This window comes from Microcystis sp. M109S1 (assembly GCF_020247025.1).
Lineage (GTDB): Bacteria > Cyanobacteriota > Cyanobacteriia > Cyanobacteriales > Microcystaceae > Microcystis.
Genome location: NZ_JADBRW010000057.1, coordinates 1 through 3,729 on the forward strand (window position 1 = coordinate 1; position 3,729 = coordinate 3,729).

Consider the following 3,729-nt stretch of genomic DNA (forward strand, 5'->3'; position numbering starts at 1 on the left):
CCATGACCGAGATATTAACGCTAGTAAAAACATTTTGGCCGCAGGACTTGCGGTGTCAGTCCGGGTCGCGACCATAAGACCAGAACAGAGTAAATCTGTTAAGGCAGGTGCGAAAAATCCTTCGGGAAAGAAGCAGAAACCCAAATCGTGAGGTTTGGGAATCACCGTCCGTTTACGGCGGTGAGGATGTCAATAACCTATACTAACCGCGCTTTAGGAGTCAGCAGTTTTCATGGATTCCGTGACAACCCTCCAATGTCAAAACCTAACCTGTCTATCCCCGAACGCTCTCACTAATAGATTCTGTGAAAAATGCGGTACTCCTTTAGTTAAGCGCTATTTATGGATGATGGGTGATTGGGTGAGAACCTATTATCATGTTGGTGAGCTAATTGATAATCGTTATTTGGTCAAACAACCACAAATTGTTCTTGATACTAAACCCGCTCAAGCACCCCAAGCGCCGGACGAACCTCCTAGCTGGATTTCCCTCTACCTAAAATTATTACCCTTCCATCTCCACATTCCCCAAGTCTATGGCTATATTCCCAGTCCCGATGAACGCTTAAATATGGACATCTGGCTGTTGGAATACGGCACTATTCCCCTCGATGAAACGGGAGAATTAATTTATCCGGAACTATTGCCCACTCTGGCCGAGGTTTGGTCGCAAGCTTCTGATTTAAGGCAAATTCACTGGTTATGGCAAATGGCCAAACTCTGGCATCCCCTCCAGAAAAAAGCTGTGGTCTCTAGTCTGCTCAACCCTTCTCTGACGAGAGTGAATAATCAGCTGCTGCAATTGCTAGAATTAAGCAAAGACGAGGCTACCGCTCCCAATTTACGAGATTTAGGGGCTCTGTGGGCCGGTCTGATGCCGACGGCAGCCGCTAATATTCAAGATTTTCTCGCATCCCTGACCCAAGAGCTAGAATCCGGTGATCTCGATCGCCCGGAATCCCTGATCGCTATCCTCGATTATGCACTACAGCACTACGGTGGAGGTCAAGAACGCAGCTATGAGATTTTTACCTGCACCGATACCGGTCCGCTGCGGGAACACAACGAGGATGCCTGTTATCCCCCGACTAATCAGGCCATAACCCTCGCTCATGGTCAAAATCCCCTGGCGATTGTCTGTGATGGCATCGGCGGTCAGGAAGGGGGCGAAATCGCTGCTCAATTGGCGATCGAAACCCTGCCTAGGGAAATTAATCGCAGTCCCACCACTGATATTGAAGTCTATCCCGATAGTCACAGTCTTGTCCTCGAACAGGCGATTCGTGTCACCAATGATCTGATCAGTCAACGCAATGATCAGGAGTCAAGACAAGATCGTCAGCGCATGGGTACGACTCTAGTCATGGCTTTTGCCCATGCTCAGGAAATGTACGCGGCCCATGTGGGGGATTCCCGCATCTATTGGATTACTGCCCACAGTTGTCATCAAGTGACGGTGGATGACGATCTCGCTTCCAGGGAAGTGAAATTAGGCTATCTCCTCTATCGTGATGCCATACAGTATCCCAACGCTGGGGCCTTGGTGCAAGCTTTGGGCATGAGTAGCGCCACTAATCTCCATCCCACTGTTCAGAGGTTGATTATTGATCAAGATTGTGTTTTTCTCCTCTGTTCCGATGGTTTGAGTGATTGTGATCGGGTAGAACAATACTGGGACAGTGAAATTCTACCTCTTTTGCGAGGGGAGAAAACTGTAACCGCTGTGGGGGAAAGTTTATTACAACTAGCTAACCAGAAAAACGGTCACGATAATTCCACCATCGCCCTAGTTTATTGTCGGGTAGTTCCTAAGGCTGAACCTGTCACGCCTTTAGTTTATGATCAGGCCAAAGAACGGATTATTCCCGATCTTTATGACCAAGATTTTGATTACAGCGGGGACACGTACTCCGGAGAAGAAGTGGTGACAGCAATACCCACTCCCCCCCCCGCATCTTCTTCGGTTTCTAGTCGTACTTCTCCCCCCGCGCTCACTAGGGTTTCACCCCTAGTCGTAGGAGCGATCGCTGTCGGTGTTCTCGGTTTGCTGGCTGCGATCGCTTGGCAATTCCTGAGTCCTCATCCCGCTTCCAATCCATCGATTTCTCCCACACCCGTCACCGGTCCGACTCCCACTCCGGGGACGATACCCCCCGCACCCGTCACTGGTCCGAGTCCGGGGACGACACCTTCCGCACCTGTCACCAGTCCGAGTCCGGGGACGACACCTCCCGCACCTGTCACCAGTCCCACTCCCCCTAATCCCTAATTCATAATTCCCACTTCCCCACTTCCCCACTTCCCTATATGTGACTGAAGATTAATCGGCTTGTCGGGGGTTGCCAGGGCGAGTTAAGATAAAATGCCCGATTAACTGCCGAGTCTATCCTATGGTTGATGCTGCGACGTTCTCCTCCGACACCTCCGCGATCATTGATGCCTTTGAAACGCCTCTAGAGTTTAACTTTCAACTGCCAGATCCCGAAGATGAAACCATCCAAGATCATGACTTTCAGCAGCAACTGGATTCTTTTTGGAAAGTTTGCGATCGCTTTGATTTGCAAACGGAAATCTGGCGGGGGCGAATTTTGCGAGCTATTCGCGACCGGGAAAAGCAAGGCGGTGATAGTCGCGGTACAGGCTTTTTAAACTGGTTAAAACAGCGAGAAATCACTAAAAGTCAAGCTTATGCTCTGATTCAATTGGCTAATAGTGCCGATACTCTCCTGGCGGAAGGACAACTGGATCCCGATAGTATCAATAATTTTAGTAAACGCGCCTTCGTAGAAACGGCCAAATCTGCCCCCGAAATTCAAAAATTAGTCAGTGATGCGGCCCGACAAGGGGAGAGAATTACCCGTCGGGAGGTGAAGCAATTGGCCGATGAATGGACAGCGATGAGTTCAGATTTACTACCCGATGAGGTGAAAGAAAAAGCCAGCGATGGTAGTTTACCGGCGCGTCATCTCGCCCCTCTAGTGAAAGAATTAGAAAAGTTACCCGATACTCATATCGACACTCTCCGTCAAGAAATCGCCGCTAATCCCGATGTGGACACAGTAAAATTAATCACCTCGGAAGCACGCAGTTTAGCCAAATATCTCGATGCGGCAGCCCAAGTACAAACTCTCCGACGGGGTAATTTAGATATTGAAATGGCTCTAGAAGAAGCTTTGCGCGTCGATTGTCTAAATACGGCGGCGGATCTGGTTAAACAAGCCACACAATTAGAGCAAGCCGTAGCTAAACTTTATACTACTTGGAAACGTTTGGGTAGTTTGTCCGATCGCCTCTATGTTGATACAGGAGCAAGTAATCCCCATCTGCGATCGATGTTAACCTGTTTGGAAAGTTTAACCAGTGAAGTGATCGAAGTAGAACTGGATGAAGGTGGACAAAAAATGGTACGTTTACGCATTATCAGCGATGGGGGAAGTTAGATGCTTTGTTGGTGGTTGGGTGTTGGGTGTTGGGGTTTGAGGGTGTTGGGGTTTGAGGGTTTTAGGGTTTTAGTTGAAATTCCCCTATCCCCCCATTACCCTATTCCCCTAACGGCTTGCTGCTATAATCTCTGAATATCCTCAACTTTTTTGACATCCTCACCGCCGTAAACGGACGGTGATTCCCAAACCTCACGATTTAGGTTTCTGCTTCTTTCCCTTGCGGGGTTTCGCACCTGCCTTAACAGATTTACTCTGTTCTGGTCTTATGGTCGCTCTACAGACTGAC

Annotated in this window: 2 protein-coding genes and 1 pseudogene; all 3 read left to right on the forward strand. The window is 48.9% G+C overall.

Annotated features, from left to right (window positions below; all coding sequences use genetic code 11):
• Positions 1-151 (forward strand): annotated as a pseudogene (locus IM322_RS02580) (RNA-guided endonuclease TnpB family protein); the annotation flags it as partial.
• Between the two features lie 81 nt (positions 152-232).
• Positions 233-2,269 (forward strand): PP2C family protein-serine/threonine phosphatase, encoded by a 2,037-nt coding sequence (locus IM322_RS02585; protein WP_287676407.1) that lies wholly within the window; start codon positions 233-235, stop codon positions 2,267-2,269.
• Positions 2,270-2,390: 121 nt separating this feature from the next.
• A complete protein-coding gene (locus tag IM322_RS02590; RefSeq protein WP_002798288.1) occupies positions 2,391-3,440 on the forward strand; it encodes a hypothetical protein in 1,050 nt (349 codons plus the stop codon).
• The last annotated feature ends 289 nt before the right edge of the window (positions 3,441-3,729 follow it).